At 65.7% G+C, this 25,623-nt stretch carries 24 protein-coding genes, 2 tRNA genes and 1 pseudogene; 16 read left to right on the forward strand and 11 right to left on the reverse strand.

The window, feature by feature from the left end:
• Positions 1 to 44 precede the first annotated feature (44 nt).
• Both KDC96_RS07540 and KDC96_RS07545 read right to left on the reverse strand, forming a co-directional pair.
• Positions 45 to 494, reverse strand: coding sequence for a GFA family protein (locus KDC96_RS07540; protein ID WP_212451991.1), 450 nt, complete (start codon positions 492 to 494; stop codon positions 45 to 47).
• Positions 491 to 952 (reverse strand): Lrp/AsnC family transcriptional regulator, encoded by a 462-nt coding sequence (locus tag KDC96_RS07545; protein ID WP_212451993.1) that lies wholly within the window; start codon positions 950 to 952, stop codon positions 491 to 493. Before KDC96_RS07545 ends, KDC96_RS07540 begins: the two co-directional genes overlap by 4 nt.
• Positions 953 to 1,159: 207 nt before the next feature.
• Between KDC96_RS07545 and KDC96_RS07550 the strand changes: the two genes are divergently transcribed.
• The 6 genes from KDC96_RS07550 to KDC96_RS07575 all read left to right on the forward strand — a co-directional run bounded on the left by KDC96_RS07550 (position 1,160) and on the right by KDC96_RS07575 (position 7,049).
• Positions 1,160 to 2,902, forward strand: coding sequence for a HAMP domain-containing histidine kinase (locus tag KDC96_RS07550; RefSeq protein ID WP_212451996.1), 1,743 nt, complete (start codon positions 1,160 to 1,162; stop codon positions 2,900 to 2,902).
• A 95-nt stretch (positions 2,903 to 2,997) separates the two neighbouring features.
• A complete protein-coding gene (locus KDC96_RS07555) occupies positions 2,998 to 4,005 on the forward strand; it encodes a polysaccharide deacetylase family protein (RefSeq protein ID WP_212452488.1) in 1,008 nt (335 codons plus the stop codon).
• A 61-nt stretch (positions 4,006 to 4,066) separates the two neighbouring features.
• A tRNA-Ile gene (locus KDC96_RS07560) sits at positions 4,067 to 4,139 on the forward strand.
• Positions 4,140 to 4,167: 28 nt separating this feature from the next.
• Positions 4,168 to 4,244, forward strand: a tRNA-Pro gene (locus KDC96_RS07565).
• Positions 4,245 to 4,302: 58 nt separating this feature from the next.
• On the forward strand, positions 4,303 to 5,871 hold the full coding sequence (locus KDC96_RS07570; RefSeq protein ID WP_212451998.1) for a DUF1800 family protein: 1,569 nt from the start codon (positions 4,303 to 4,305) through the stop codon (positions 5,869 to 5,871).
• A gap of 5 nt (positions 5,872 to 5,876) precedes the next feature.
• A complete protein-coding gene (locus KDC96_RS07575; protein WP_212452000.1) occupies positions 5,877 to 7,049 on the forward strand; it encodes a DUF1501 domain-containing protein in 1,173 nt (390 codons plus the stop codon).
• On the opposite strand, the gene KDC96_RS07580 is transcribed toward KDC96_RS07575, so the two are convergent.
• Together KDC96_RS07580 and KDC96_RS07585 are read right to left on the reverse strand one after the other, a co-directional pair.
• Positions 7,046 to 7,447 carry a DUF421 domain-containing protein gene (locus KDC96_RS07580; RefSeq protein WP_249171969.1) on the reverse strand — a complete coding sequence of 134 codons (402 nt, stop codon included), beginning with the start codon at positions 7,445 to 7,447 and terminating at the stop codon, positions 7,046 to 7,048. The genes KDC96_RS07575 and KDC96_RS07580 overlap by 4 nt on opposite strands.
• 171 nt (positions 7,448 to 7,618) lie before the next feature.
• The gene (locus tag KDC96_RS07585; protein WP_212452002.1) at positions 7,619 to 9,088 is read right to left on the reverse strand and encodes a M20/M25/M40 family metallo-hydrolase; all 1,470 of its coding nucleotides are present in this window, start codon (positions 9,086 to 9,088) and stop codon (positions 7,619 to 7,621) included.
• 117 nt (positions 9,089 to 9,205) lie between these two features.
• On the opposite strand from KDC96_RS07585, the gene ettA reads away from it, so the two are divergent.
• Both ettA and KDC96_RS07595 read left to right on the forward strand, forming a co-directional pair.
• Positions 9,206 to 10,879 (forward strand): energy-dependent translational throttle protein EttA, encoded by a 1,674-nt coding sequence (gene ettA, locus KDC96_RS07590; protein ID WP_212452004.1) that lies wholly within the window; start codon positions 9,206 to 9,208, stop codon positions 10,877 to 10,879.
• Between the two features lie 18 nt (positions 10,880 to 10,897).
• Positions 10,898 to 11,230, forward strand: a complete 333-nt coding sequence (locus tag KDC96_RS07595; RefSeq protein ID WP_212452006.1) for a hypothetical protein — start codon at positions 10,898 to 10,900, stop codon at positions 11,228 to 11,230.
• 236 nt (positions 11,231 to 11,466) lie between these two features.
• Here KDC96_RS07595 and KDC96_RS07600 read toward each other — a convergent pair whose 3' ends face one another.
• Positions 11,467 to 11,778, reverse strand: coding sequence for a GIY-YIG nuclease family protein (locus tag KDC96_RS07600; protein WP_212452008.1), 312 nt, complete (start codon positions 11,776 to 11,778; stop codon positions 11,467 to 11,469).
• A gap of 76 nt (positions 11,779 to 11,854) precedes the next feature.
• On the opposite strand from KDC96_RS07600, the gene KDC96_RS07605 reads away from it, so the two are divergent.
• On the forward strand, positions 11,855 to 12,121 hold the full coding sequence (locus tag KDC96_RS07605; RefSeq protein WP_212452011.1) for an acylphosphatase: 267 nt from the start codon (positions 11,855 to 11,857) through the stop codon (positions 12,119 to 12,121).
• Between the two features lie 115 nt (positions 12,122 to 12,236).
• Complete coding sequence (locus KDC96_RS07610) at positions 12,237 to 12,719, forward strand: hypothetical protein (protein ID WP_212452013.1); 483 nt, start codon at positions 12,237 to 12,239, stop codon at positions 12,717 to 12,719.
• 22 nt (positions 12,720 to 12,741) lie between these two features.
• On the opposite strand, the gene KDC96_RS07615 is transcribed toward KDC96_RS07610, so the two are convergent.
• Entirely contained in the window at positions 12,742 to 13,344 is a 603-nt protein-coding gene (locus tag KDC96_RS07615; RefSeq protein WP_249171970.1) for a pyridoxamine 5'-phosphate oxidase family protein, read from the reverse strand.
• Between the two features lie 172 nt (positions 13,345 to 13,516).
• Here KDC96_RS07615 and KDC96_RS07620 point away from each other — a divergent pair, with 172 nt between their 5' ends.
• Together KDC96_RS07620 and KDC96_RS07625 are read left to right on the forward strand one after the other, a co-directional pair.
• Positions 13,517 to 14,668, forward strand: coding sequence for an RcnB family protein (locus tag KDC96_RS07620; RefSeq protein WP_249171971.1), 1,152 nt, complete (start codon positions 13,517 to 13,519; stop codon positions 14,666 to 14,668).
• 201 nt (positions 14,669 to 14,869) lie between these two features.
• The gene (locus KDC96_RS07625; protein WP_212452015.1) at positions 14,870 to 15,538 is read left to right on the forward strand and encodes a 2OG-Fe(II) oxygenase; all 669 of its coding nucleotides are present in this window, start codon (positions 14,870 to 14,872) and stop codon (positions 15,536 to 15,538) included.
• 144 nt (positions 15,539 to 15,682) lie between these two features.
• Here the strand turns inward: KDC96_RS07625 and KDC96_RS07630 are convergent, their stop codons facing one another.
• The 3 genes from KDC96_RS07630 to KDC96_RS07640 form a co-directional block, all read right to left on the reverse strand.
• Positions 15,683 to 17,311: a lysine--tRNA ligase gene (locus KDC96_RS07630; protein WP_212452017.1), complete on the reverse strand. Its 1,629-nt coding sequence runs from the start codon at positions 17,309 to 17,311 to the stop codon at positions 15,683 to 15,685.
• Between the two features lie 225 nt (positions 17,312 to 17,536).
• The gene (locus tag KDC96_RS07635; protein ID WP_249171972.1) at positions 17,537 to 18,556 is read right to left on the reverse strand and encodes a copper resistance protein B; all 1,020 of its coding nucleotides are present in this window, start codon (positions 18,554 to 18,556) and stop codon (positions 17,537 to 17,539) included.
• Positions 18,553 to 20,265 (reverse strand): copper resistance system multicopper oxidase, encoded by a 1,713-nt coding sequence (locus tag KDC96_RS07640; protein WP_212452019.1) that lies wholly within the window; start codon positions 20,263 to 20,265, stop codon positions 18,553 to 18,555. Before KDC96_RS07640 ends, KDC96_RS07635 begins: the two co-directional genes overlap by 4 nt.
• 77 nt (positions 20,266 to 20,342) lie before the next feature.
• Here KDC96_RS07640 and KDC96_RS07645 point away from each other — a divergent pair, with 77 nt between their 5' ends.
• Complete coding sequence (locus tag KDC96_RS07645) at positions 20,343 to 20,615, forward strand: metal-sensitive transcriptional regulator (protein ID WP_212452021.1); 273 nt, start codon at positions 20,343 to 20,345, stop codon at positions 20,613 to 20,615.
• Here the strand turns inward: KDC96_RS07645 and KDC96_RS07650 are convergent.
• On the reverse strand, positions 20,612 to 21,178 hold the full coding sequence (locus KDC96_RS07650) for a TM2 domain-containing protein (RefSeq protein WP_212452023.1): 567 nt from the start codon (positions 21,176 to 21,178) through the stop codon (positions 20,612 to 20,614). The two genes, KDC96_RS07645 and KDC96_RS07650, sit on opposite strands and share 4 nt — an antisense overlap.
• A gap of 30 nt (positions 21,179 to 21,208) precedes the next feature.
• Positions 21,209 to 21,712 (reverse strand): nuclear transport factor 2 family protein, encoded by a 504-nt coding sequence (locus tag KDC96_RS07655; protein ID WP_212452025.1) that lies wholly within the window; start codon positions 21,710 to 21,712, stop codon positions 21,209 to 21,211.
• Between the two features lie 49 nt (positions 21,713 to 21,761).
• On the opposite strand from KDC96_RS07655, the pseudogene KDC96_RS07660 reads away from it, so the two are divergent.
• The 3 genes and pseudogenes from KDC96_RS07660 (at position 21,762) to KDC96_RS16400 (ending at position 25,598) form a co-directional block, all read left to right on the forward strand.
• Positions 21,762 to 24,529 (forward strand): annotated as a pseudogene (locus KDC96_RS07660) (ATP-dependent DNA helicase).
• Positions 24,526 to 25,446 (forward strand): hypothetical protein, encoded by a 921-nt coding sequence (locus KDC96_RS07665; RefSeq protein WP_249171973.1) that lies wholly within the window; start codon positions 24,526 to 24,528, stop codon positions 25,444 to 25,446. Before KDC96_RS07660 ends, KDC96_RS07665 begins: the two are co-directional and overlap by 4 nt.
• On the forward strand, positions 25,347 to 25,598 hold the full coding sequence (locus KDC96_RS16400; protein ID WP_249172004.1) for a helix-turn-helix domain-containing protein: 252 nt from the start codon (positions 25,347 to 25,349) through the stop codon (positions 25,596 to 25,598). Before KDC96_RS07665 ends, KDC96_RS16400 begins: the two co-directional genes overlap by 100 nt.
• Positions 25,599 to 25,623 lie beyond the last annotated feature (25 nt).

The raw sequence follows: 25,623 nt of genomic DNA on the forward strand, positions 1-25,623 counted from the left end.
TTTTTCTTGCCTGTCGATGCGGGCTGCGCATCCGGGCGCACGCATCAATCGAATGTGAAACCGGCCGCTTTCGCTTCGGCGACGATCTCCGGCCCGGTCTTCATCGGAGTGTCCTGCGCGAGATCGTACCAGTCTTGCTTTTCGTCGACGAAGATCTGGTGCTTGATCGGCAAGCCTGCCGGCAGGTCGTCGAACAACCCGGTCAGGAATGTCCGCGCGCCGGTGGGCTTGAACCGGTACCACAGGTTGCTGCCGCATTTCGTGCAGAACGCGCGTTCGGCCCACTCGCTCGAATCGTAGGTCGTGATGCTGTCTTCGCCGGTCAGCGAAAATCCGTCGCTCTCGATCCCGGCATACATCGATCCCCCCCATCGCGCGCACATCGTGCAGTGGCAGACATCGACCTCGCGATGCGCGCCCGTCAGCGTGATGCCCACCGCGCCGCACAGGCAGCGGCCTTCGAGCGGCCGGTCGAGCCGCTCGACTTCGCTCACAGCGGGACGCCGGGTTCGTGCTTGGCGGTGCGGATCGTCAGCGACGTCTTGACGCTGTCGACATTGGGAGCGGGGGTCAGCTTGCTGGTCAGGAATTCCTGAAAGCTCTGCAGGTCCTTGCTCACGATCTTGAGGATGAAATCGATTTCGCCGTTGAGCATGTGCACTTCGCGCACCTCGGGCAGTTCGCGCATCGCCTCTTCGAATTCGCGCAGCGCGCTTTCCGCCTGGCTCTTCAGGCTCACCATCGCGAACACGGTGATGGCAAAGCCCAGCTTCGAGGGGTCGAGATCGGCGTGGTAGCCGCGGATCACGCCGTCTTCCTCGAGCCCGCGCACCCGGCGCAGACAGGGCGGCGCAGTCAGCCCGACGCGTTGCGCCAGCTCGACATTGGTTACACGCCCTTCGGCTTGCAATTCTGCCAGCAGGCGTTTGTCGATATCGTCGAGGTTGGCCATACTTCGCCCGCTCCGCAACAAAAGAACGAAAGAACATGCTCACAGAAGCGCGCGCATGAACAATATTATTATGTCTGCCAGCAATTGTCCCGCTTTGCAACGCACTCCAAGTGATGCGCTGTGACAAACACGCCGGACTGGTATGGCACCATCGAGACGCTCTGCGCTGTGCGGAGCGACAGCGCCTGCCCCGAGGTAACTGCCTGAATGTTCTTCGACGATCGCCTTGCTACCGTGTTGCGCCAGCGCGGCGACAGCGAGGCGGGCGCACGCACGCAGTTCAGGCAGTTGCTCGATATCCTGGGGAATCGCAAATACGGGCGCGATCACAGCCTGATCGCGGCCGCGTGGCTGCGGATGGACGCGCTGGCGGATCGTCTCCCGCCGCACGAGCGCGCGGCGATGATCCGCGAGCCGGGCTGGCGGTTCCGCAACGCCGATCTTGCTGCGCATCTCGCCGATTTCGAACCGGAAGTGGCCTCGGCTGCGCTCAACCGCGCCAATCTGTCGGCGGAGGACTGGACCGCGCTGATCCCCCGCCTGCCGGTGCGCGCGCGCGGATTCCTGCGGCTGCGCAAGGATTTGCCGGTCGATGTCGAATCGCTGCTGAACCGGCTGGGAGTCTACGATCGTGGCCTGCCCGCTCCGGGCGTGTCCGAACCGGCGGTGCTCGACCTGACCGAGGCGATTGCCGACGAAGACCAGCCGGCGAACGATCGGCAAGAGCCGGTGATCGATACTGTGTCCCCGGCTCGTGAAGACCCGGTCGAAAGCGGCCGCAGCGAAATCTCGGCGCTGGTGGAGCGAATCGCGCAATTCCGCCGCACCCGCGATGCCGAAACCGCCGATGCCGAGCTTTCGCCCCGCCTCCCGCTGGAGGATGACGCTGCGCCGATCGACCGGCGGATTGCCGGGTTCGGGTTTGCCGCCGACGCCGCCGGACGGATCGAATGGGCCGATTCCGAAGTGGCGGCGATGGTGATCGGCATCCGGCTCGCGGCACCGCGCACGCTCGGCGAGGATGTGCGGCGGAGCGCGCTCGACCGGGCATTTGCCCGGCGTCAGCCGATCGTGCAGGCCGCCACGCAATTGTCCGGTGCCAGCGCGATCGCGGGCGACTGGATTGTCGATGCCCAGCCGCGTTTTACCGAGGATGGCAATTTCGCCGGATATGTCGGGCGCTTCTTGCGCCAGTCGGCAGCGAACGATGCAAGCGCGAGCCGCGCCGCGCGCGAGGCCGACCGCATCCGGCAATTGCTCCACGAACTGCGCACCCCGATCACCGCGGTGCAGGGCTATGCCGAAGTGATCCAGCAGCAATTGTTCGGCCCCGCCCCGCACGAATACCGCGCCCTGGCTGCCGCGATCGCCGCCGATGCCGCGCACATCCTCGCCGGGTTCGAGGAACTCGACCGGCTCGCCAAGCTCGAAACCGGGGTCGCGGAAATGGAACCCGGGGATGTCGACCTGGCCGATCTGGTTGCGCGCACCGTGGGCCAGCTTGCGCCGGTTCTCGCCCCGCGAATGGCGGGCATCGAGCTGCTGCTGGAAGCGGACGGACAGGCGCGCGTCGCGATCGATCCGGACGAAGCGGAGGCGCTGGTCTGGCGATTGCTCGCGACCCTGGGAGGCGGGTGCGCTTCGGGCGAGATGCTGACCTGCACCCTCGCGGTCGAAGGCGGCGTGGTGCGGCTCGCCTGCGATCTGCCGGCCCAGCTGATCGGCGAAGAAAGCATCTTCTCGGCCGAAGCGAGGCCGGTTGCGGGCAGCGTCAATGCCGGTCCGTTCGGCGCCGGGTTCACCCTGCGCCTGGCCCGTGCGGAAGCCCGCGCGGCGGGCGGCTCGCTGGTTCAGGACAGCGATCAGGTGATCGTGCTGCTGCCGCTCTTGACCGCTGCTGGCGGCCTGCCTAGCGACAGAGGCGGATGCGAAGCAGGCGGGGAGGCCTGAAACGCCTCCCGAGGGATCACATCGCTGCGGCGCCGCAAAACGAGCGGCGGATCGGCGATCCAGCAAAGGGGGGAAGCCGCGCTGTGACCGGCTCGATGCTCATTCCGCCCGATCGCAAGGCGCTGGCGGGCTTCGCCAGCGGTTTCGGTCAGAAAGTGCTGCTGACGGTCGACACCGAAGAGGAATTCGACTGGGAAGCGCCGTTTCGCCGCGACGGCCATGGACTGAAGCATGTCGGCGAGATCGCCCGGTTCCAGAGCTTTTGCGAGGATATCGGAGCGCGTCCCGTCTACCTCGTGGACTGGCCGATCGCGAGCGACCCGCGGGCGGTCGACATCATCGGCGATGCGGTGCAGCGCGGGGCGGCGGAGGTCGGGGTGCAATTGCATCCCTGGGTCAACCCGCCTTTCGATGAAGAGGTCAATACCCGCAATTCCTATGCCGGAAACCTGCCGCAAGCGCTCGAAGCGGCGAAATTCACGCAGCTGCGCGACCTGATCGAGAGCGCTTTCGGCACCGCTCCGCTGATCTACCGGGCTGGTCGCTACGGCCTCGGCCCGCACACCGCCGACATGCTGAGGCAGGCGGGCATAGCGATCGACACTTCGGTCCGTACGCTGTTCAATTACTCGCACCAGCACGGCCCCGATTACAGCCGCCACCCGCCCGCGCCCTACTGGGTCGACGAAGCGCGCGAACTGCTCGAACTGCCGGTCACGACGGTCTACTGGGGCATCCTGCGCCAGCTCGGCATTCCGCTGCAGCGAATCCAGCGCCATATTCCGACCTTCTACGCTGCATTTTCGAAGCTTCGCCTGCTTGAACGCATCGCACTCACACCAGAGGACGTGACCGCCGAGGAGGCGATACGCGGCATCGACATCGCGCTCGATCTCGAACTGCCGGTGCTGGTGCTGTCGTTTCACAGCCCCACGCTGGCCCCCGGCTTCACGCCCTATGCCGCTAGCCAGGACGACGTCGAGCGCCTCTATGACTGGTTCCGGCAGGTCTATGCCTATCTCGGCACGCGCGGGGTGCGCTCGACCACGGTTTCTGAAATCGTCGATGCGACGAAAAGCCAGCCCGGCACCGCGCCCGTCTGAACGCTTGTTTCCGCCCGATGCACGCTGTAGGGGGCGGGTCCGTCTCGCCGTCGATCCGGACGGGCCTGTAGCTCAGCGGTTAGAGCTGGCCGCTCATAACGGCTAGGTCGCGGGTTCGAATCCTGCCGGGCCCACCGGCGGCGGTGACGGGCATACCGATGTCGGGGAGTGGCGCAGCCTGGTAGCGCACCTGTTTTGGGTACAGGGGGTCGCTGGTTCGAATCCAGTCTCCCCGACCATCGGTATCGACCCTCCCGGCCCGGCGCGAAGGGTTTTTCCGCGCGCGCCGTCTTCTTCATGCCCGCGACAATTCGCGACGCGCCGCAGCGTGACATCGCCGGTCCGGCGAGTCATGATCGCGCGCAGCAGGAGAACCGGAAGACCAGCATGGCGACATCGCAGCCGCATATCGCGCTCAACCGCTTCGGTTACGGTTTGCGGCGCGGCGAGTCCCCGCCGGACGACGCGCGGCGCGCACTGCTGCGCCAGCTCGACGCCTACGACCCGCGACCCGCAGCGCTCGCCGCCCGCGCCGACACTTCGGGCGAGGCCGGGGAACTGCTGCAACTGATCCGCAGCCAGCGCCGCCAGCGGCAGGATTATCTCAAGCGCATGGAGCGCGAGACCGAGGCAGCCATGGCCGGACCAGGCATGGCAGACCCCGGTATGTCCCGCAGCCGTCGGCAAGCCGGACGCGACGCCCTGCCGCCGGAACTGCGCCGCGCCTTTGTCGCGGGCTTTGACGTGTTTCGTGAGGACGTGCAGCTGCGCACCGACATCGCGGTCGCCAGCGAGACGCCCATGGTCGAGCGGCTGGTGCATTTCTGGTCGAACCATTTCAGCGTATCGGTCGGCAAGGCGGGAACAGCGCACCAGGTCGGCAATCACGAATTCGGAGCGATCCGCCCGCATGTTCTCGGCCGGTTTTCGGACATGCTCAAGGCGGCGGTGCTGCATCCGGCGATGCTGCTCTATCTCGACCAGTTCCAGTCAATTGGACCCAGTTCGCGCTTCATGATGCGCCGCCGCAAGAGCGCGCGCGGCCCGCGCGGCCTCAACGAAAACCTCGCCCGCGAAGTGCTCGAACTGCACACGCTCGGGGTCGGCGGCGGCTATTCGCAGACCGACGTTGCCGAACTGGCGCGGGCGCTGACCGGCTGGACGATACCCGGTTTGCCGCGCACCGAACGCTTCGCCGAGCCGCAGCCCGGAGGCGCGGCGTTTGTCGCGGTCGCGCACGAACCGGGCGATCGCAGCGTGCTTGGCCGCACTTATCGCGATGGCGGGGCGCGTCAGGCGCTCGACATTCTCGACGATCTCGCCGCGCATCCGTCGACCGCGCGCTTCATCGCGACCAAGCTGGCGCGACATTTCGCCGGCGACGATCCGCCGCAGGGTCTGGTGCGCCGTCTCGAACAGGATTTCCTCGCCACCGAGGGCGACCTCGCAAGCCTTGTCCGCGCCCTGATCGATGCCCCCGAGTCGTGGGCCACGGGTCCGGTCAAATACCGCGCACCCTTCGAATGGCTGGTATCGGTGCTGCGTCTGACCGGAGTCGAGGGGCTCGGTGCGCGGCGGACCGTGGGTGTCCTCAAGGAAATCGGCCAGGTGCCGTGGCAGGCCCCTTCGCCCGCTGGCTACGATGATCGCGCAGGCAGCTGGGCCGGGCCCGATGCGCTGTTCCGCCGGGTCGAGCTGGCCGAACGGATCGCGCGCAATGTCCCCGCAGGCGATGTCGCAGCCCGCGCCGAAGCGGCTTTCCCCGGCACGTTGAGCGAGACCACGCGCACCTGGCTGGACCGCGCCGAAAGCGGCACGCAGGCGCTCGGTCTGTTGCTGGTGTCGCCCGAAATGATGCGGAGATGACAGGCATGCTCCATTCCCTCGATCGACGCAGGTTGCTTGGCGGATCGCTGGCGCTCGGCGCGGCGAGTTTCGCGCTCCCGCGCATGGTGTTTGCCCGCGCGGCGGGTGATCGCAACCTGTTGCTGGTGGTGTTGCGCGGAGCCGCAGACGGGCTGGCGATGCTCGCGCCGCTCGGCGATCCGGCCTACGAACAGGTGCGCGGCTTCGGTCTGCCCGACTACGAGAGCGCGCCGAAGGCGGGCGGGTTCTTCGCGATCCATCCCGCGTTCCAGCAGGTTGCTGCGGCCTATGCCGAAAACCAGGCGCTGTTCGTGCATGCGACCGCAACCGCGTATCGCGAGCGGTCGCATTTCGACGGACAGAACCTGCTCGAAACAGGCGGAACGAAGCCCTACGCCCAGCGTGATGGCTGGCTCAACCGGCTGGTCGGCATGATGCCGGTCGACGGTTCGGGCGCTGCACCCAAGGCGCTCGCGATCGCACCGACCGTGCCGCTGGCGCTGCGCGGCGAAGCGCCCGTATCGAGCTACGCGCCGTCATCGCTGCCGCAGGCGAGCGACGCTTTCATGGAGCGGGTGTCGCTGCTGTATGCAGAGGACGCCCAGCTCGGCCAGCTGTGGCAACGCGCGCTGGAGACGCGCGAGATGGCGGGCGGTGACAATCTGCGCAATCTGCGCGACGCCAGGGCCGCTGGCGAGCTCGCCGCCTCGCTGATGCGCGAACGCGGCGGCGCACGCATCGGCATGATCGAGCTGAGCGGATGGGACAGCCACGCCAACCAGCGCAACGCGTTCAATCGCCAGGCGGGTCAGCTCGATGCGCTGCTCGGTGCCTATCGCGCCGCGATGGGCCCGGCCTGGGCCAGCACTCTGGTGCTCGCAGTGACCGAATTCGGACGGACCGTCCGCTATAACGGCACGGGCGGGACCGATCACGGAACCGCTGGCGCGGCGCTGGCGATGGGCGGCGCGCTGCGCGGCGGTCGCGTGATCGCGGACTGGCCCGGGCTGAAGGACGGCGAGCTGTACGAAGGCCGGGACCTGCGGCCGACTATCGCGCTCGAAAGCGTGCTGGCCGGGGCAAGCGCGGAGCATTTCGGGCTCGATCCCGAGCACACGATGGCGCGCCTGTTCCCGGATCGGAGGGCTCCGGCCATGACCGGATTTGTCGCCGGCTAGTCGGCGCTTTTCACGTTCTCGATCAGGCGCTCGTCCAGCTTCTGACCGTGGAGCACCGACACGTCGCCGGTCGTTTCGAGCACCACCGCGCGCACTTCGGAAAAGTCGAGCACGTTCGCCTCGCGCAGCTTGGCGATCAGGTCGCTTTCGGCCATGCGCGCCTGACCGAGCGCATCGGACAGGATCTGGCCGTCGCGCATGATCAGCAGCGGCTGGTTCTGCATCACCTGTTCCACCCGGTCCGAGGACGATCGCAATTTCGCAGCGATGTATTGCGCGATAACGAGACCGGCCATGCCGATCATCGCCTGCGCAAAGGTCTGCCAGTCGCTGGCCTGGATCACCCCGGCGGCGACGCTGCCCATCGCGACCGTCATCACGAAGTCGAAATTGGTCATCTTCGACAGTGTGCGCAGGCCGTTGACCCGGATCAGCAGCGTTACCCAGATGAGCGCGACCGCCGCGAGAATGATGCCGCGAAGCGCCAGATCGAGCGCGGTGGTTTCTACAAAGATGGCGTCTCTCCCCTTTAACGGGGGATCAACGCCCGGGAGCGCACTTGGCTCCGACTACCTGTCCATCACCGCAGGCGCGCTCGGCTCGATACCGCCTGTCTGGATCGAGCGCGGCTCGTTGGCGAGGATTCCGGCGACCTGCGTCCAAACCGCCACATTCTGGCGCAGTTGCGCGATATCGATCTTGTCGAGCGTGTCGTCGGGCGTGTGGTGGAGATCGAAATAGCGCGTGCCGTCCTGCTGCAGATCGATGATCGCGGTCTGCTGGTCGCGCGCGATGTTCAGGTCCGCACCGCCACTGGCGACGATGGTCGAATTGGCCACGCCGAAACGCGCGACCGCACTCGCGATTCTTGCGTGCAGATCGGGATTGCTCTCGCCAAAATTGCTTTCGAACCGCCAGATGCGGTCCGCGCCGAAATCGCTCTCGATCCCGACCGCGATCGGCTCGTCGATATGCGCGGCGCTGTAGGCGCGGCTACCCCACAATCCGACCTCCTCGGCCCCGGCGAACAGCACCCGGACGGTGCGCAGCGGCTGGCCGCTCGCAGCGACATTCAGCGCGGCGGCGGCGATGATCCCGCATCCCGCACCATCATCGAAGGCTCCGGGCGCGTTCCACCAGCTGTCGAGATGGCACGCCAGCAGCACCGGCGGCAGATCGGGATTGCGACCGACGATCTCGCCGACGACGTTGCCGCTGATCTGCTTGCCGATGCGGCGCGGGTTCATCTCGAGCCTCAGGGTGACCGGGCGGTCGCCTGCGCGTTCGAACATCCGCTCGAGATTTTCGGCGTCGGGCAATGACAAGGCTCCGGCGGGGATCGGGTCGGCCTCGTCGCCCCACGATGTCCCGCCGGTATGCGGGTTGCGATGGTAGTCGGTGCCGACCGACTTGATGACCACCGCGACCGCACCCTTTTGCGAAGCGATCGCGGGCGCGATCCAGCGTGCAGGCCCGGCAAACCCGTAATGCGAACCGTCCTGCGCGCGCCGCATCTGGTGGCTGATGTAGGCGATCTTGCCCTGCAGGCTCGACGCCGGGGCCGCGCGCAGTTCGTCGACCGTGCGGAAGTACACCACTTCGGCCTCGATCCCGCCTGCCGGCGTCGCCGCGCTGTCGCCCAGCGGCAGGACGACGAGGTCCTGCGCAAACGGGGCGGTCACCCGCGCCCGTGCGAGATCGCCCGGTACCCAGGTGTCCATTTCGAACGGCTCGTCGGCAACATTCTGGAATCCATGCCGGGTCAGCCATTGCATCGCCCAGACCCGCCCGCGCGTTTCCGCCTCGGTTCCCGCCTGCCGCGGTCCGACTTCGGTGGTGACGCCCTCGACGAAATCCCACGCGATCCCGTCGCGTTCCAGCGCGGCATCCGCGATCTCTTCCAGCGTTCCCTGCACAACGATCGGCGTTCCGTCGGGGTTCTGCCCCCGCGAGAGGTGCGCCAACGCGCCATCCCATTGCTGGGCACCAAGAACGGCAGGAGCGGTGAATGCGGCGAGCGCGAGGATCATCTTATGCATGGCATGCGCTGCTATCCATGGTGCGGCGCCAAGTCCAGCTTGCCCTGCCCCCGCCTGCGCCCTATCTGCGCAGCGAGACTTTCACCCAGATACCCGATCGACAAGGACGACCCCACGATGGCCGCGCAATACGCATTCGTCATGAAAGGCATGACCAAGAGCTTCCCCGGTGCCCAGAAGCCGGTGCTGTCGAACATCAGCCTCCAATTCTACCAGGGCGCGAAGATCGGCATCGTCGGGCCCAACGGCGCGGGCAAATCGACCCTGATGAAGATCATGGCCGGGATCGACACCGATTTTTCGGGCGAGGCCTGGGCGGGCGAGAACATCACCGTCGGCTACCTGCCGCAGGAGCCGGAGCTCGATTCGACCAAGACCGTGCTCGAAAACGTGCGCGAAGGTGCGCTTGAAACCGCGCAGCTGGTCGAGGAATTCAACGCCGTCTCCGCGCAGATGGCCGAACCCGACGCCGATTTCGACGCGCTCGGCGACAAGATGGCCGAGCTGCAGGCGAAGATCGACGCGGTCGATGGCTGGACGCTCGACAACCAGCTCGAAATCGCGATGGAGGCGCTGCGCTGCCCGCCGTCGGACATGGGCGTCGAAAGCCTTTCGGGCGGCGAGAAGCGCCGTGTCGCGCTGACCCGGCTGCTGATCCAGAAGCCCTCGATCCTGCTGCTGGACGAGCCGACCAACCACCTCGACGCGGAATCCGTCGAATGGCTCGAGAACCACCTCAAGGAATATGCCGGTGCGGTGCTGATGATCACCCACGATCGCTACTTCCTCGACAATGTGGTGGAATGGATCCTCGAGCTCGATCGCGGTTCCTACTACCCCTACGAAGGCAACTACTCGACCTATCTCGAGAAGAAGGCCAAGCGTCTCGAACAGGAAAGCCGCGAGGAGAGCGGCAAGCAGAAGGCGCTGCAACGCGAGCTCGAATGGATCCGGCAGACGCCATCCGCGCGCCAGACCAAGTCCAAGGCGCGTATCCGCAAGTTCGAAGAGCTGCAGGAAGCGCAGGGCAACCGCACCCCCGGCAAGGCGCAGATCGTCATCCAGGTCCCCGAACGGCTCGGCGGCAAGGTGATCGAGGCGAAGAACCTCACCAAGGCCTATGGCGACAAGCTCTTGTTCGAAAACCTTTCCTTCATGCTGCCCCCCGGCGGCATCGTCGGCGTGATCGGGCCAAACGGCGCGGGCAAGTCCACGCTGTTCAAGATCATCACCGGGCAGGAAACCCCCGACAGCGGCAGCATCGAGATCGGCGACACCGTCCGCCTCGGCTATGTCGACCAGTCGCGCGACGACCTGACGCCGACCAACAACGTCTGGGAGGAAATCTCCGACGGGCTCGATTACATGAAGGTCAACGGCCACGACATGTCGACCCGCGCCTATGTCGGCGCGTTCAACTTCAAGGGGCCGGACCAGCAGAAGAATGTCGGCAAGCTCTCGGGCGGCGAACGCAACCGCGTGCACATGGCCAAGATGCTGAAAGAGGGCGGCAACGTGCTGCTGCTCGACGAGCCGACCAACGACCTCGACGTCGAGACCTTGGCCGCGCTGGAAGACGCGATCGAGAACTTCGCCGGCTGCGCCGTGGTGATCTCGCACGACCGCTTCTTTCTGGATCGTCTCGCGACGCACATTCTGGCGTTTGAGGGCAACAGCCACGTCGAATGGTTCGAGGGGAACTTCGAGGCGTATGAAGAGGATAAGCGGCGGCGGCTGGGCGACGCGGCGGATCGGCCTACGCGGTTGGCTTATAAGAAGCTGACTCGGTGATAGGAGGAAAGCTACTGCATGAACGAAGAGCAGCTAAATCGCCTAATCGAAGCGATTGGATCGCATGCCGATCAGCAGGGCGGTAATCTGGCCAAGCTCAAAGGGTTTTTGGCACAACAACAAAAGGAACAGCGGGATTTCCTCGCTGGGCAGCGAGCCGCCAGCGATACTTCCCAGAGGGCGGCGAATAGGGCAGCTGTCTGGTCTGCGATAGCCGCGACAATCGTTGCGTCGGCTGCCATCGTGCAAGCGTACGCAGCGATTACCGAGAGGTCAGTGCCTCAAGCTGCAATCGAAGCCGAAGGAAAGTTGCTACCGTCACCTGATGACGAAGTTGCAGAGACGAGGTAACCGTGACGGCGTCCCCCCGGAGTTGGTCAGGGGTCCCGCTTCTTACACAACGCGCCAACCAAGAAGAAAAGCCTTATCCCGGATCAAGTCCGGGATGACGGTGGGGCTGTGTGCGACCTCACCTCTCTCGTCGGCCCGTGCTTGACACGGGCCTAGGCTTACTTTTGCGCCAACCTACGAAGGAAGAAAGCCCTGCCCCGTGTCAAGCACGGGGCGACGTTTAAGGTTGAGCGGGGCTAATCACCCTCCCCATACCAATCCTCCCACAAATCCTTCCACTCCGGATTGTCCTTCTCGATCAGCGCGAACTTCCACTCCCGCCGCCATTTCTTCACCAGCTTCTCGCGCGCGATCGCATCGGCGATGTCCTCGTGCCGCTCGGCATAGACCAGCATCGTCTTGCCGGATGCAGCGACATGCTCCGAACCCTCGCCATTGCGGTGCTGCCACACACGTGCGGGCAAGTCTGCCGTCACGCCGGTATACATCCCGCCGCGATAGCGGTTCGCCATGATGTAGACCCAGCCGCCCTTTTCCATGGCGACCATCCTGTGCAAAAGTCGCTTAAAAAAAAGCCTTGCCCCGGATCAAGTTCGCGACGACGATGTGTGACAGGTTGAGCTCATGCCCGCCACCCACTGCATCATCCACGGTCTGGTTCAGGGCGTGTTCTACCGCGACTGGACCATCGCGAGGGCGCGCTCCCTCGGCCTTGCGGGGTGGGTGCGCAACCTGCCGGACACGACGGTCGAGGCGCATCTGGAGGGTGATCGCCACGCCATCGCCCGCATGATCGCCGCGCTGCACGAAGGCCCACCGCGCGCGCGGGTCGAGCGGATCGAGCAGACTGAAGTCGACCCGCAGGACTTCGCGATCTTCGAGCGGCGCTAGGCGGCGGCGGGTTGTCCAGCCCCCGCAAGCTTGTTCATCCTTTACGGCCTGTTAACCTGCACTGGGCAGTCTCCCCTAGAGACACGGGGCAACGCCACAGGGGGCATCGCCGAACATGGCAAGCGACATTGCGCTTCCAATCCTGACCGGCCCGGTCGGCTTTATGCTGGCCGCCGCCTTTGCCTGCGCGGTGCATGCCACTCTCGCCCTGCGGCCGCGCCGGGCATCGACCAAGACCGACGCGCTAGACGGGCTGTTCCAGCGCGAAACCCTCGCCAGCGAAATGCACGAAGCCGCCTTGCGTCATCGTCGCGCACACGGTCAGCGGCGCGCGGTATGCGGGCGAAGCGATCCGCTGCGCTACGATTGGGGAGGACGCCGGCGACGCCAGACGCTGGAAGAGGTCGCCGCCGTGCTGCGCAGTGGGCAACGCAACGGTGCCGCATGGGAAGCCGTCGTCGCGCTGGTCGAAGGCGAGGGCTTCGTCATCGTCGATGGCAAGGCCGAGGTTGCGACGACCGCCCAGCCCGAGATTGCCGAGTTCGCCGAGATCGAGGAGGTGAAGCTGCTGCCCCCGCCAACGGCCGCAGCGGCCTGACCCGCCAAACGAGGGGCCATAGCTAGGGCGTGACCCAGCGCCCCTGCCACGTTCCGCCATCCCCGCGCGCGAATTGTGCGCGAACATGCCCGGTATGCGCGAGGTACAGCCAGTCGATCTCGCTCAGCTCGACCAGCAGCACCGCGAAATTGTCCCATGCGGGCTCGAGCTGTGCGTCGCTCGGCTCGATGCCTTCGAGCTCCGCCGGGAGCCCCGATGTCGGCGCCTCGGCCAGCGTCCCCGGTCCGTCGCCAAGGTAGCACCGCCGCGCGAAGTTCGACCCGTCGGCCCATGCCTGCCGCGTCACGTCGGCATCGCGCAGGATCGCGCCGGTCCCGCGTGCGCGGATCTGCACCTTGGCGCCCTTGTCGTAGAACAGCACCGCCATGCGAGGGTCGGCCTCGATCGGGCCGACCTTGGGCGCGCGGCTATCGGTATGGAAGCGCAAGGTCCACGCCGCGCTGTCGAATTCGCGCAGCACCATCGTGCGGGCATCGATGTCGCTGGTGACCACCCCGGGGGTGTGCATCGGCGACCTGCGATCCCGCGCCGCACGGATGAGCCGGTTGGTGAGATCACGCTGCACGTCGTCGAGATGGTCGAACATGGCGGGCATGTGGGCCATCACGCCCGGGCGATCAAGCGGGCTCGACTTCGCTCACGCGTTGTTCATAATAAAGCCCATAAACATGAACGCGAACCTAAACGGGTGGTTAAGTCTGGCGACAGCGAATCCCCTGTATCAGGACGTATCAACTTGGCCGCGAGTGGTGGGGCGGTAACACTTGGAGGCACTCATGGACCTATCCCAATGGCTGAAAGGCAGCGCGCTGTCCGCACTGGCGCTCGCGCTTGCAGTGGTCGTTCCCACCGAATCCGGCGAGGCGAAAGCCGAGGCGGCCGAAGCGGCGAATGCGACGGCGAGCTTCGAACAGGATCGCCAGGATCGCGCACAACGTCGCAGCGAACGCCGCGCCAACCGCCAGCAGGCCCGCGGCGACAATCGCGGTCAGCGCCAGGAAGCGCGACGCGGCAATCGCGCGCAACGCCAGGAAGCACGCGGCGGCAATCGCGGCGAGCGCCAGGAAATGCGGCGCGACAACCGTCAGAGCCAGCAGTTCGAGCGGCGCGCGGTGCGGGCCGGAGAGCGCAATATCGAGCGCGCCGGCAATCGCGGCCAGCAGTACCAGGGCCGCGCCGAACGCCGGGCCGAGCAGCGCCAGGACCGGGGCGACCGGCGTTTCAACGGGCGTGCAGAGCGTCGCGAGAATGCTCAGAACCGTCGGGCCGATAACCGCGTGGACCGTCGTGGCAACCGCATCGAGAACCGGCAGATCCGGCGTGACGGCTTCCGCGATGGAGTCCGGACGGAACGGCAGCGTGATCGCTACGAGAACCGGCAGATCCGCCGCGATGGCTTCCGCGACGGTGTCCGGACCGAACGGCGGCGCGATCGCTACGAAGACCGGCAAATCCGCCGCGATGGCTTCCGCGATGGCGTAAGGGCCGAGCGGCGGCGTGACTATCGCCGCGACCAGCGCGACTATCGCCGCAGCGACCGGCGTTATCGCGATCAGCGCAACTACCGGGGCGATCGCGGCTATGCCCGCGGGTACCGAGACGGGATCCGCAACCACAAACGGTGGGATCGGCGCTGGCGCAACCACAACCGCTATGGCTGGCGCAATTATCGCAGTTCGCACCGGAACATCTTCCGGCTCGGTCGCTACTACGCGCCGTACCGCGCGCACCGCTACAGCCGGCTGCATATCGGGTTCTACCTCGACAGCCTGTTCTACCAACCGCGCTTCTACATCAGCGATCCGTGGGCCTATCGCCTGCCGGACGTCTACGGACCCTATCGCTGGGTGAGGTATTACGACGACGTGCTGCTGGTCGATATCTACACCGGCGAAGTGGTCGACGTGATCTACGATTTCTTCTGGTAAGGATCGTCGGTCGACGCGGAACGAGATGCCCCTGCCGGAGCGATCCGGCGGGGGTTTCGCTTTTCGGTGCTGGCATGATGGCCTCGCGCGTCGGCGCATCGACCCCGACGGTGCGTATGCCGGCATCGCAGCGGCGCCCGACAGCCTTTCGCCGCAGCCACCTGCTTGCATGGCGCGTCGCAATTGGTAAGCGTTTCGCCTATGCCCAAGACCGAAACCATTCCCGATCAGGACGGCCTGGTACGCGTCGGACAGAGCGTGCGACAGCGACTCAAGGCCGATCCCGGTGCCTACCGGGTCGACACCGAAAAGGCGGAGCTTTTCGCGATCGGCGATTTCCTCACCGGCGCCGAAAGCGAGCGGTTGTGCCTGATGATCGACCAGATCGCACGGCCTTCTTCGCTGCATGAACTCGGCTACGAAAGCGGCTTTCGTACGTCCTATTCGGGCGATCTCGACCCTTCGGATAGCTTCGTGAAAAGCATTTCGCGACGGATCGACGATCTGCTGGGCCTGAACCCGATCATCGGCGAAGCGATCCAGGGTCAGCGCTACCTCCCCGGCCAGCAGTTCAAGCCGCACAACGACTGGTTCTACACCACCGAGAAGTACTGGAATCTCGAACGCAAGCGCGGCGGGCAGCGCAGCTGGACCGCGATGGCCTATCTCAACACCGTGGAGGAAGGCGGCGGGACGCATTTCACGGAAATCGGCATCAACATCCAGCCCAAGCCCGGCGTGCTGCTGGTGTGGAACAACGCCACCCCGGATGGCCGACCCAACGAGGCGACGATGCATGCCGGAACGCCGGTGGTGAAGGGCTCGAAATACGTCATCACCAAGTGGTATCGCACACGGCGCTGGCGGTAGGAAAATGGATTGTTTCGCGCTTGCTTTCCCTCCGTCATTGCGAGCCGAAGGCGAAGCAATCCATCACCAGATGTGTCCGCTAATAGCGACGGTCGGTCGATGGATTGCCGCGTCGCCTTCGGCTCCTCGCAATGACGAAGAAGGCTATGCCCTAGCCAAAGCCTCGCCGATCAGCTTGCGGCTGTTCTCGACCCCGTAGAGCGCGATGAAACTGCCCATGCGCGGCCCTTGCTCCGATCCGAGCAGCGTCTCGTAAAGCCCCCGGAACCAGTCGCGCAGGCTTTCGAAGCCGAATTCCTCGCGCTTGCCGATTTCGTAGACGATGGTCTGCAATTCCTCCGCCGCGATGTCCGCCGGGGCGGTGGCCAGCTCGGCATCGAGCGCGCGCAGGGCCGCCGCTTCGTTCGCCGCGGGCGCACGCTTGCTCAGCGTGGGGACGATGAAGTCGCGGGTGTAATTGATCGCGCAGTGGATCAGCCGCGCGAGCTCGGGGCGAATGTCGACCTCGCCCAGATAGGAGCGCAGGTAATCCTCCAGCGCCTCGGGCGTCGCCTGCGTCCCGAGCACGCTCGCGAGGTTGAGCAACAGGCCATAGGTCACGGGCAGGCTCTCGCCTTCGCCCGGTGCCTCGTCGGCATGCCATCCGCCCTTGGCGCGCAGCAGGTTCCACGCCGGATTGCCGAGCTTCTTGTCGAGATCCTGTTCGGCAATACGCTCGCGGAACGCCCAGTAATCGTCGACCGCGCGCGGGATCACCCCGACATGCAGCTGCTTGGCGCTTTTGGGATTGGGGAAGATGTAGAAGCCCAGGCTCTCTTCGCTGCCATAGGTCAGCCACTCCTCGATGGAGAGCCCGTTGCCCTTCGACTTCGAGATCTTCTCGCCATTCTCGTCGAGGAACATCTCGTAGATCAGACCCTCGGGCTTGCGCCCGCCGAGCGCCTTGACGATCCGGCCCGACTGCACGCCGCTGTCGGTCAGATCCTTGCCGTACATCTCGTAATCGACCCCGAGCGCATACCAGCGCATCGCCCAGTCGACCTTCCATTGCAGCTTGGACATGCCGCCAAGCGCCGACTGCTCGACGTCGCTGCCGTCTTCGTCGGTGAAGCGCACCGTCCCGGCCTCGGCATCGACGACCTCGACCGGCACCTGCAGCACCCGACCGCTGACCGGGCTGATCGGCAGGATCGGCGAATAAGTCTGCCGCCGTTCCTCGCGCAGGGTCGGCAGCATGATGTCGAGGATGTCCTGGTTTGTGCGCAGCACCTGCCGCAGCGCATCGTCGAACCGGCCCGAATTGTACATGTCGTTCGAAGCGACGAACTCGTACTCGAACCCGAACCGATCGAGAAACGCGCGCAGCATCGCGTTGTTGTGCGCGGCAAAGCTTTCGTGCCCGGCGTCGAACGGGTCGGGTATCCGGGACAACGGCTTGCCGAGATGCGATGCCAGCATGTCGTGATTGGGGACGTTGTCGGGCACCTTGCGCAGCCCGTCCATGTCGTCGCTGAATGCTACCAGCCGCGTCCTGCCGTCTTCGGGACGCGCGCCGATCATGGCCTCGAACGCGCGCCGCACCAGCGTCGTGCGCAGCACTTCCTGAAACGTGCCGATATGCGGCAGGCCGCTGGGGCCATAGCCGGTTTCGAACAGGATCGGCGAACCGTCAGACTTCGCGCCGTCTGGGTAGCGTTTGAGGAGGCGCTGCGCCTCTTGGAACGGCCAGGCCTTGTTGACGCGTGCGGCGGCGATCAGTTCGTCCATGCTCATAGTGCGGCGGTCTTTATGGAAGCGCTGCGATGTTGCAAGCGCGAATTGGGCGGCGAAGTTGACACACTTGACACCGTGTCACCTTCAATTTCAGGTGTGTTTTCCGTTCGAAAGCAGACGCTTAACGCCGAAAAAGCGAAGTTGACACTTCTCCAACCCGAATGCGGGCGTTTGGGTCCTGCTTATCGCTCTGCCCTAGCAAGCGGCGGGCGTGTAGGACAGCGCTCAGAACCAGGCGCGCAGGCCGACGATCAGCTTGAAACCGTCCGGGTTCTCCCCGGCAGCGCGGGCGATGTCGGCGGTTTCGCCAAGCTTGGCTTCGTACTCGACCCCGACATAGGGCGCGAATTCGGGCACGAATTCATAGCGCAGCCGCAGGCCCGGCTCGATTGTGGTGATCCCCGCACCGATATCGCGTTCGGGAATGTCCTGCGCCGAGAATTCGACTTCAAGCCGCGGCTGGAGGATCAGCCGCTGGGTGATACGCTGGTCGTATTCGCCTTCCAGCCGCGCGGTAAGGTCGCCCCTGTCTGACAGGAACAACGCCCCGTCGACGTGGAACATGTAGGGCGCAAGTCCCTGAATGCCGAGCACCAGATGCCCGCGCGAATCGGGTTCCGGATCGAACCGGACGCCCGCCTGCAGGTCGAAAAACGGGCCGATCGCGCGGCTGTAGAGCGCCTGTATTTCGGCATCTTCCAGCGCGCCGCCAAATTCGCCTTCCCCTTCGGTCTTGAGCACGAAGCGGTTGATGTCGCCGCCGTACCAGCCCTGCGCATCCCAGACATATCCGGTGCCGCCGCCTTCGGCCGGGAACCGCGCTTCGAGCCGCTCGATCAGGACCATGCCGGTTGTCATCCCGCCATTCTCGCGTGCCAGCTGGCGGCGCGCGGGAGCCATTGCCGCTTCGCCCCAGATCGCATCGGCAGCGTGGCGCGGACCCTCGAGGGCGCGCGCCGGCACAGCGTCTTCGGGCGCAGCTCCGGGCACGGACTTGTCGGCACCCATCGCGTGCCCCGAATGGTCCATTGTCGGCTCATCGGGTGTCTCGGTCATGTCATGCCCGGAATGGTCCATCGCTTCCGGCTCGGCCTTCGTCTCGTCCTGCGGCGGGCATTGCTCGGGCGGCAGGTGGCCCATGGCGCAGTGATCCATCTCCGGCTTACTCCCATGCGCGGAGTGATCCTGCGCAGCGAGCGGCGCAGCGATCAGGGCTGCGCTGGCAAGGGCGAAAAAACGGATCACGCTCGCGTTGCTTCGGGGAACGGCCGCACGGTCACGACCTGCATCATCCCCGCATGCATGTGGTAGAGCAGGTGGCAATGGAACGCCCAGTCGCCCGGCTCGTTGGCGGTCAGGTCGAACGTCGCCGTCCCGCCCGGCTGCACCACCATCGTGTGCTTCAGCGGCTGGTGCATGTGGTCCGCGCCGTTGACCAGCTCGAAGTAATGGCCGTGCAGGTGGATCGGATGCGCCATCATCGTCTGGTTGACGAGTTTCACCCGCACCCGTTCGTCGAACCCGAAGCGGATCGGATCGTCGGTGACCGAGGTGAATGTCTTCCCGTCGAACGACCACATGTAGCGTTCCATGTTGCCGGTGAGATGGATCTCCATTGCGCGCTCGACCTCGCGGTGCGGGTTCATCCGCCTGGCGCGCAGATAGGTGTAGCGCAGCACGCGGTGCTCGACGTTGTCGAGGCCGAGGCCGGGGAAGTCCATCCGGTCCGTGGGGCTAGGCGCGACCATGTCCACGCCCGGCCCCGCCTTGACGTCGGCGGGCAGGAGCGAGGTGTCGCGCATGTCGTGGTCCATGCCGGCCATATCGCCGCCCATATCACCATGCCCCATCGCGGCGTGGTCCATCATGCCCATGTCGGTCATGGTCAGCGTGGGAATTTTGCGCAGCGGCGGCGGCGTGGCGATGTGGCCCTTGTGGCTGGTCAGGCTGGCGACGCCCATGCCGCTGCGGTCCATCGCTTCCGCGACGATCGCGTGACTGCCATCGGACGGCTGGACGATCACGTCGTAGGTCTCGGCAGTGCCGATCTGGAATTCGTCGACCTCCACCGGGTCGACGTCCTGCCCGTCGGCCTGGATCACCGTCATCGGCACGCCGGGAATGCGGACATTGAAGAACGTCATCGCGCTGCCGTTGATGACGCGCAGCCGCACGCGCTCGCCGGGCTTGAATTCCAGCTGGAGGTCGTCCGCCGGGCCGTGTCCGTTGATGAGATAGGTGTAGGTCGAGCCAGTGACGTCCGAAATGTCGCGCGGGTTCATCCGCATCTGGCCCCACATCCGGCGCTGCTCGCCCGACAGCTCGCCCTCGGTCGCGCTGTTCATCTGGCGCTGGAAGTAGTGCTCGCCGACCTTGAGCTTGCGCATGATCTCGTGCGGATGGATCGGCGTGAATTCGCTCAGCAGCACGACGTAATCGCGGTCGTAGCGCGGGTCGGGGTCCTTGGGCTCGATCACCAGCGGGCCGTAATGCCCCGCCTGTTCCTGCAGCCCCGAATGCGAGTGCCACCAATAGGTGCCGTTCTGCCGGATCGGGAATTCGTAGGTGAAGGTCTGCCCCGGCTTGATGCCCGGAAAGCTCACGCCCGGCACCCCGTCGAACTGGAACGGCAGCAGCAGGCCGTGCCAGTGGATCGAGGAATCCTCATCGAGATTGTTGGTCACGTGCAGCCGCACGTCCTGCCCTTCGCGCAGGCGGATCAGCGGGCCGGGCACCGTGCCGTTGACCGCGATCGCGTGGCCCGAGCGTGCGCCGGTGACAAAATGCGCATCGCCGATCGACAGCGCGATATCCTCGCCCGACAATTCGCCGAAGCCGTTCTTCGCGTGAGTGAGCGAGCGGCCCTTCGCCCAGGCGGGCGTGGCCAGCGATGCGGCGGCGGCGAGCCCGACGGTGCTCGAAATGAAATGGCGACGATTGAGGGAAACAGGCATGGCCTTATCGGGGTTGCGACACTGGATATGTATCCCTTATATATACCCCCTAGGGTATTTCAACGGGAACGTCGCCTATGGCCGGGTCATCCAGCACCAAAATCAACCGCCTGAACCGCATCGCCGGGCAGGTGCGCGGGGTCGCGCAGATGATCGAGGACGATCGCTACTGCATCGACATCCTGCACCAGCTTCGCGCGATCAAGTCGGCACTCGCCAAGGTCGAAAGCCAGGTGCTCAAGGACCACGCAGCCTGCTGCGTCAACGAAGCCATCGCCAGCGGCAACGAAGCCCAACAGCGCGAAAAGTTCGAGGAACTGGTCGACCTGCTGGAAAAGGCGCGCGGTTAGGCCATCACCGAGCGGCCGGTGCCGCTGCGATCCTTGAAGCGCTGCATCATTCCGGGGATCATCAGAAAGTCGAACCCGACCCAGATCCCGCGCAGGATCAGCCCAATGGCTCCGAGCGGCGGAAAGATAACGAAGCAGATCACGCTCCCGCAAAGCAGGGCGAGCTGGGCGATCGCGGAATGGAATTCGCCGCAATAGAACCGATGAACCGACAGCGGGCTGGCGAAGAAGAACATGAGATAGGCAACGATGATGCTGCGCCGGTGCGGCGGGCCGAACAGCCGATCCAGCTCGTCCTCCACCCTTGCCTTGAGGCCCGATCGCTCGGGTGCGTAACCCGAAACGAAAGGGGTCGGCGCTGCGATGCCGGACGCGCGCGAGACCTCATGGGGCGCGGCGCAAGGTCGCGCACCATCACGCGCCCGTTCTTCGGCAAGAAACGCCGCGCGGTGGTCCTGATAGGGGTCGCACGGGGCGGGTTGCCGGTCGCTCAGGCCTTTCCTGCCGAAACTCGCATGTCCCGCGCTCAAACGTCTCGAGGTGTGGTGCAACGGGTCGTCCATCTCGTAGTCCAGTTCGCTCGCTCCCGAAGCCTAATAGGACGCGACCACCCGCGAAATCTTGTCGCCGGCCACTTCGTATTCGCCGTAGGTGACGATCTCGGCCTCGCCGAGAAACTCCTTCTGCCAGACATAGATCCGATCACCGGTCCAGCCGCTTTCGATGATCTCGGGGGCTCGCATCTCCAGGCCGGCTCCGCGTGCCGCCGAAAAGAACATGGTGTAGACTTTTCTCAGCTCGGCCCGGCCGAGGACGACGGTGTCGTTCACGATGAAGACGACATCGGGGGTGAAATGCTTCAACCATCCTTCGAAGTCGCCCTTGAGTCCGGTGTCGCGGGCGCTCTGCACCACTTTGGCCGCTGCCATCATCCGCTTGTGGTCGTCGGATTGCGGCACGGCAGCCGGTTCTTGGGCTGACGCGACCGAAGGCCCGAGCAATGCCGTTGCCGTTGCGAAACCCAAAGCGATGCCAGAAACGAGACTGCGCATATTTCCTCTTTCCTCCCGACGATGGTTGCTGCGCAATTGTCGCATGCTTGCGTTTACATTTCGTTCCTGCTCCCGCATTTCATGAACCGTGACCTTGCCCGCACCCTCACCGGACCCGGTCCCCCTCCCCGCCTTGCACGCCAGCCATGGCGGCAACTGGCTGCGTCCGGCCGATGGCGAAACCGGCGCCGTGTCCAAGGGCGATGCGATCATGGCCGCATCGGACACGCCCGTCTTGCTGGTCAACGCGCCGCTGGTGGCGAACCGGCTGGGCTATCCCGACCTTTCGGGGCTCGACCTGCTCGAACTCTTCGCCTTCGTGCACCCTGCCCGCTTTTGTGTGCCGACTCCGCGCGGACTGGCTCAGGCGCTGACGATCGCCGAGCCCGAGGGCGACGAAGACGTGCCCGAATTCCTGCAACGCGCCGCCGGGGCGCTGGTCGCGGCGTGCGAGGATCCCGAATGGTTCGAGCGCGAGGGTGCATGGAGCGCGCTGCAGACGATGCAGCGGCTGCGCTGGCCGTGGGCCAACGTGTTGAAACCGCATGTCGCCAAGCCCGAGCAGGCGGAAAAGTGGCTGTTTTCACGCCTGCCCGAATGGCAGGAAGCCCCCGAGCGCGGCGCGCCGCGGCAGATCGCGTTGCCCGATGCCGAAGTGCTCGCCCAGCTCGATCACCTGACCGGCGAAGGGGCGGAGAGACGCGAAGGCCAGCGCGCCTATGCCAGCGACGTCACGCGGATATTCGCACCCAGAGACAAGCGCGAAACCCCGCATGTGGCGCTGGCGCAGGCGGGCACGGGTATCGGCAAAACGCTGGGCTATCTGGCCCCCTCCTCGCTGTGGGCCAGCGCCAGCGGCGGTACGGTGTGGGTCTCGACCTTTACCAAGAACCTCCAGCGCCAACTCCGCGCCGAAAGCCGCCGGGCATGGCCGGTCAAGCGGCCCGACGGCACGCCCCCGTGGTGGTGCGCAAGGGGCGCGAGAACTACCTCTGCCTGCTCAATCTCGAAGACGCGCTTCAGGGCGGGTTTGCCGGACGCCCCGCGATCCTGGCGCAGCTGGTCGCGCGCTGGGCCGCCTTCACGCGCGACGGGGACATGATCGGCGGCGACTTGCCCGGCTGGCTCGGCACCCTGTTCCGCAAGCGCGGGATCGCCGCGCTCACCGATCAGCGCGGCGAGTGCATCTATGCCGGGTGCCCGCACTACCGCAAATGCTTCATAGAGCGCGCGGCACGCGACAGCGCACAGGCCGATCTCGTCATTGCCAACCATGCGCTGGTGATGGTCAACGCCGCGCGCGGTCGCGACCATGCCCAGCGCCCTACCCGGCTGATCTTCGACGAGGGGCACCACGTGTTCGAAGCGGCGGATTCGACCTTCGCTGCGACGCTTTCCGGGCAAGAAGCAATCGAATTGCGCCGCTGGATCATCGGTCCGGAGCGCAAGAACCGGGGGCGCAGGCGCGGGCTGGCAGCGCGACTGGCCGACGTCGCGAGCTATGACGACGAGGGCGGCGAAGCGGTCGAGGCGGCGATCGAGGCGGCGCAGGCGCTGCCGGGCGACGGCTGGCTCGGGCGGCTCAATGAAGGCGAACCGTCCGGCCCGATCGAGCAATTGCTCTTCGCGGTGCGCGCGGCAACCTATGCCCGCGACGAAAGCGGCGGGCAGGAAGCGGGCTACGGTATCGAGACCGAAGCCTCCGGACTTCCGGGCGACGTGATCGAAGCCGCGGGCGTCGCGGCAGAAGCGCTGGCCGCGATCCGCACTCCGCTGATCCGGCTGGGCGGGCGGCTCGAAGCGATCATGGCCGATCCGCCCGACTGGCTGGATGGACAGGGCCGCGCACGGATCGAAGGCGCGCGCTTCTCGCTGCAATGGCGGGTCGATCTGGTCACAGCGTGGGAATCGCTGCTCGATCGGCTCGGCGGACCGGACGATCCCGAATTCGTCGATTGGCTCGCGGTCGATCGCTCGGACGCGCGCGAATTCGACGTGGCGATCCACCGCCGCTGGCTCGACCCGATGAAGCCGTTTGCCAAGGTCGTGCTCGAACCCGCGCATGGCGTGATGCTGACCAGCGCCACGCTTACCGACCGGATCGGGGCGCAGCCCGGCGATCCATGGGAAAGCGCGATCCAGCGTTCGGGCGCGGCGCATGTCGATACGCAGCCGCTGCTCTCGGCTGCCGACAGTCCGTTCGACTATGCGAGCCGCGCCGAAGTGCTGATCGTCACCGATATCAGGAAGGGCGATCTGCCCGGCCTCGCAGGCGCCTACGCGCGGTTGATCGAGGCCTCGCAGGGCGGCGTGCTCGGCCTGTTCACCGCGATCCGTCGCCTGCGCGCTGTGCATGGCCGGATTGCCGATCGCCTGGCGCGCGAAGGCCTGCCGCTCTACGCCCAGCATGTCGATCCGATCGACACCGGCACGCTGGTCGATATCTTCCGCGACGATCCGCGCGCGAGCCTGCTCGGCACCGATGCGCTGCGCGACGGGGTCGATGTGCCGGGCCGGTCCCTGCGCTGCGTGGTGCTGGAGGCGGTGCCGTGGCCGCGCCCCGATATCCTCCACAAGGCCCGCCGCGCCGCGAGCGGTTCCGGCAGCCAGTTCGACGATCGTATCATCCGCGCCCGACTGGCGCAGGCATTCGGGCGGTTGATCCGGGGCAAGGAAGACCACGGCCATTTCGTCGTGCTGTCCGCAGCCTTCCCCTCGCGGCTGCTGTCGGCCTTCCCCGAAGGCACCGCGATCCGGCGCGTGACGCTGGACGAGGCACGCGAACGGATCGCCGGAAGCATGATCGGAGCCGACCAAGCGGCTGGCGCGACCGAAGCAAACGAGGCACAAGCACCGTCATGATCGAGCAGGTCGAATTCTTCGTCCGGGTGATGACGATCGGCGCGGCGCTGATGTTGCTCGCGCAATTGGTCGCCGGTGAGGTGCGCGCGGCAATCAAGCTGCCGGTTGTCGGCATGATCGTCGGCGTGATCGCCTATCTCGTGAATTCGAGCACCATGATGACCCGGGATAATGTGTGGGTTCCACTGGTGGATCTGGTCGCGATATTTTCGCCGTTCTGGATCTGGCTGTTCGCCCGCAGGCTGTTCGAGCGCGAACCGCCCAGGGGCGTCATGAACGCCGCCGCCGCAGCGCTGACGATATCGTGGTTCTTTGCAAACTTCGTAGAGCCGGTGCAGGTGTTCGCATTCTACTTTACGCATGCCGTCGCGCTGGCGCTGATCGTCGATCTCGTCCGGGTCGGCTTGATGGGGCGAGAAGACGATCTGGTCGAACAGCGCCGCGTCATCCGCCTGTGGTTGCCGCTGCTCGTCGCCGCGCAGGCCGGCGGGATCCTGATTTTCGAGATGGTTTTCGGATTGACCCGCGCGTTTCCGCTGGTGCAGCTGCTCAACACGTTTCTGATCCTGCTGATTACCCTGTTTGCCGGGCTCGCGCTGCTGCGGACCGATCCCGAACTGCTGGTCGAATCCGAGCAGGATCAGCCCGACGAAGACGATCCGCGTCTCGACCTCTCACCGTCGGAAACCGTCCTCCACGACAAGCTTGCCGCGGCCATGGCCGAAGGGGCCTATCGCCAGCCCGGCCTGACGATCTCCGCCTTGGCCGAACAGCTCGATACCCCGAACACCGGCTGCGCGCGCTCATCAACCGCAAGCTGGGATACCGCAACTTTTCCGTCTTTCTCAATCGCCACCGGATCGCCGAAGCGCGTAAAAAGCTCGCCAGCCGCGAGGATGTGGACCTGCCGGTGCTGACCATCGCCATGGACCTCGGCTACAACTCGCTGCCGACCTTCAACCGCGCCTTTCGCGCCGAGACGGGCACCACGCCGAGCGAATTCCGCCGCGAAGCGATCGGAGCCGAGGAATCCGCCGAAACAGTGCCGGTTCGGGCTGTTCAAAACTGAAAAACCTCGATCGATTCCGGAATCG

Origin of the sequence: Erythrobacter sp. JK5 (genome assembly GCF_018205975.1) — a bacterium.
Lineage (GTDB): Bacteria > Pseudomonadota > Alphaproteobacteria > Sphingomonadales > Sphingomonadaceae > Erythrobacter.

What these genes read in the sequence shown, in the direction of transcription:
- KDC96_RS07545 (WP_212451993.1), bottom strand. Translation starts at nt 952, where the DNA reads ATGGCCAACCTCGACGATATCGACAAACGCCTGCTGGCAGAATTGCAA.
- KDC96_RS07550 (WP_212451996.1), top strand. Translation starts at nt 1,160, where the DNA reads ATGTTCTTCGACGATCGCCTTGCTACCGTGTTGCGCCAGCGCGGCGAC.
- KDC96_RS07555 (WP_212452488.1), top strand. Translation starts at nt 2,998, where the DNA reads ATGCTCATTCCGCCCGATCGCAAGGCGCTGGCGGGCTTCGCCAGCGGT.
- KDC96_RS07570 (WP_212451998.1), top strand. Translation starts at nt 4,303, where the DNA reads ATGCCCGCGACAATTCGCGACGCGCCGCAGCGTGACATCGCCGGTCCG.
- KDC96_RS07575 (WP_212452000.1), top strand. Translation starts at nt 5,877, where the DNA reads ATGCTCCATTCCCTCGATCGACGCAGGTTGCTTGGCGGATCGCTGGCG.
- KDC96_RS07580 (WP_249171969.1), bottom strand. Translation starts at nt 7,447, where the DNA reads ATGACCAATTTCGACTTCGTGATGACGGTCGCGATGGGCAGCGTCGCC.
- KDC96_RS07585 (WP_212452002.1), bottom strand. Translation starts at nt 9,088, where the DNA reads ATGCATAAGATGATCCTCGCGCTCGCCGCATTCACCGCTCCTGCCGTT.
- ettA (WP_212452004.1), top strand. Translation starts at nt 9,206, where the DNA reads ATGGCCGCGCAATACGCATTCGTCATGAAAGGCATGACCAAGAGCTTC.
- KDC96_RS07595 (WP_212452006.1), top strand. Translation starts at nt 10,898, where the DNA reads ATGAACGAAGAGCAGCTAAATCGCCTAATCGAAGCGATTGGATCGCAT.
- KDC96_RS07600 (WP_212452008.1), bottom strand. Translation starts at nt 11,778, where the DNA reads ATGGTCGCCATGGAAAAGGGCGGCTGGGTCTACATCATGGCGAACCGC.
- KDC96_RS07605 (WP_212452011.1), top strand. Translation starts at nt 11,855, where the DNA reads ATGCCCGCCACCCACTGCATCATCCACGGTCTGGTTCAGGGCGTGTTC.
- KDC96_RS07610 (WP_212452013.1), top strand. Translation starts at nt 12,237, where the DNA reads ATGGCAAGCGACATTGCGCTTCCAATCCTGACCGGCCCGGTCGGCTTT.
- KDC96_RS07615 (WP_249171970.1), bottom strand. Translation starts at nt 13,344, where the DNA reads ATGGCCCACATGCCCGCCATGTTCGACCATCTCGACGACGTGCAGCGT.
- KDC96_RS07620 (WP_249171971.1), top strand. Translation starts at nt 13,517, where the DNA reads ATGGACCTATCCCAATGGCTGAAAGGCAGCGCGCTGTCCGCACTGGCG.
- KDC96_RS07625 (WP_212452015.1), top strand. Translation starts at nt 14,870, where the DNA reads ATGCCCAAGACCGAAACCATTCCCGATCAGGACGGCCTGGTACGCGTC.
- KDC96_RS07630 (WP_212452017.1), bottom strand. Translation starts at nt 17,311, where the DNA reads ATGAGCATGGACGAACTGATCGCCGCCGCACGCGTCAACAAGGCCTGG.
- KDC96_RS07640 (WP_212452019.1), bottom strand. Translation starts at nt 20,265, where the DNA reads ATGCCTGTTTCCCTCAATCGTCGCCATTTCATTTCGAGCACCGTCGGG.
- KDC96_RS07645 (WP_212452021.1), top strand. Translation starts at nt 20,343, where the DNA reads ATGGCCGGGTCATCCAGCACCAAAATCAACCGCCTGAACCGCATCGCC.
- KDC96_RS07650 (WP_212452023.1), bottom strand. Translation starts at nt 21,178, where the DNA reads ATGGACGACCCGTTGCACCACACCTCGAGACGTTTGAGCGCGGGACAT.
- KDC96_RS07655 (WP_212452025.1), bottom strand. Translation starts at nt 21,712, where the DNA reads ATGCGACAATTGCGCAGCAACCATCGTCGGGAGGAAAGAGGAAATATG.
- KDC96_RS07665 (WP_249171973.1), top strand. Translation starts at nt 24,526, where the DNA reads ATGATCGAGCAGGTCGAATTCTTCGTCCGGGTGATGACGATCGGCGCG.